The organism is Pseudokineococcus marinus, from assembly GCF_013004605.1.
GTDB classification, from domain to species: domain Bacteria; phylum Actinomycetota; class Actinomycetes; order Actinomycetales; family Quadrisphaeraceae; genus Pseudokineococcus; species Pseudokineococcus marinus.
Genome location: NZ_JABEMA010000529.1, coordinates 1 through 1,324, shown reverse-complemented (window position 1 = coordinate 1,324; position 1,324 = coordinate 1). Strand labels below are relative to the sequence as shown.

At 78.5% G+C, this 1,324-nt stretch carries 2 protein-coding genes and 1 pseudogene; all 3 read left to right on the top strand.

The window, feature by feature from the left end; all coding sequences use genetic code 11:
- Positions 1-219: pseudogene (locus tag HLB09_RS17990) on the top strand (hypothetical protein); the annotation flags it as partial.
- Between the two features lie 61 nt (positions 220-280).
- Positions 281-688, top strand: a complete 408-nt coding sequence (locus HLB09_RS17245) for an ATP-binding protein (protein WP_171204511.1) — start codon at positions 281-283, stop codon at positions 686-688.
- Positions 685-1,257 carry an oxygenase MpaB family protein gene (locus HLB09_RS17240; protein WP_171204510.1) on the top strand — a complete coding sequence of 191 codons (573 nt, stop codon included), beginning with the start codon at positions 685-687 and terminating at the stop codon, positions 1,255-1,257. The genes HLB09_RS17245 and HLB09_RS17240 overlap by 4 nt, the downstream gene beginning before the upstream one ends.
- Positions 1,258-1,324: the final 67 nt, after the last annotated feature.

Below are 1,324 nucleotides of genomic sequence, written 5' to 3'. Positions count from 1 at the left end.
ACCAGCACCCCGGCGCCGGCGGCGCGGCCGACGCCGACCATCACCGACATCGGCGTCGCCAGCCCCAACGCGCAGGGGCAGGGGCAGGGGCAGGGGCAGGGGCGTGCCGAGCGCGGCGCTCCCGCGGCCCGCCAGGCCGGCGGCGAGCTGCCGAGCGGCTCGCTCGCCAGCGGACGTCGGCCGGGCGCCGACGCCCCGGCCCCCTCGTCCCAGGGGTGACGCCGTGCCGACCGACCTCCCCGTCGACCGGGACACGGGTGCCGTAGGGCACAATCCCGGCGTGCAGCTGATCGCCGAGCTCGAGGCCGACACCGCCGAGGTGCCGCGGGCCCGGCAGCTGCTCGGTCGGGCCCTCGCGGCCTGGCAGCTCGACGAGGACGCGGCCGACACGACCCTCCTGCTCGCCTCCGAGCTCGTGACCAACGCCGTCCGCCACGGGCGCCCTCCCGTCCACGTCCACGCCGAGGTCAGCGCGGGCGTGGTGCGGGTCGAGGTCGACGACGCGAGCCCGAGCCCGATCCGCCCGCAGGACCCGGACCTCGACGACCTCGGCGGCCGGGGCCTGCAGCTCGTCGAGATGCTGTCGTCGGCGTGGGGCTCCCGTCTGCGAGACCGGCGCCACGACGACGGCCGGCCCGTCAAGTGCGTCTGGTTCGAGCTCCGCGCGAGCGCACCGCTCGCCTCGTGACGCCGCGCGCCGCACGCGGGACCGGGCTTGGCGGGCCGGCGCGCCGCGGCGACGGCGCCAGCCGGGACCCGGCGGCGGGCGATCCCGGCCTCTTCGGCCCCGACAGCGTCACCTGGCGCCTGCACGCCGACCCCGTGGCCGGGGTGGCCGGCCTGCGCGCCCTGCTGCTGCAGGCCCTGCACCCGCTCGCCATGGCGGGCGTCGACCAGCACTCGCGCTTCCGCGTGGACCCGTGGGGGCGGCTCACGACGACGGCGGACTTCGTCGCGACGACGACCTTCGGGTCGACGGCCGAGGCGACGGCGCTCGCGGCCCGCGTGCGCGGCGTGCACCGCCGCGTCCGGGGCACGGACCCCGAGACGGGCGAGGACTACGCCGCCTCCGACCCCGAGCTGCTCCGGTGGGTGCACTGCTGCCTCGTGGACAGCTTCCTCACCACCGCCGAGCGGGCGGGCGCCCCGCTCGCGGCCGAGGACGGCGACGCCTACGTGCGCGAGCAGGTGCGGGCCGCCGAGCTCGTCGGCATCCCCGCCGACCGCGCCCCGGCCGCCGGGGGGAGCGAGAAGTGAGCGAGGACGCAGTGAGCACGGACACCACCGCCGCCGCCGAGCAGCGCGGGTACCGCAAGAACCGCAT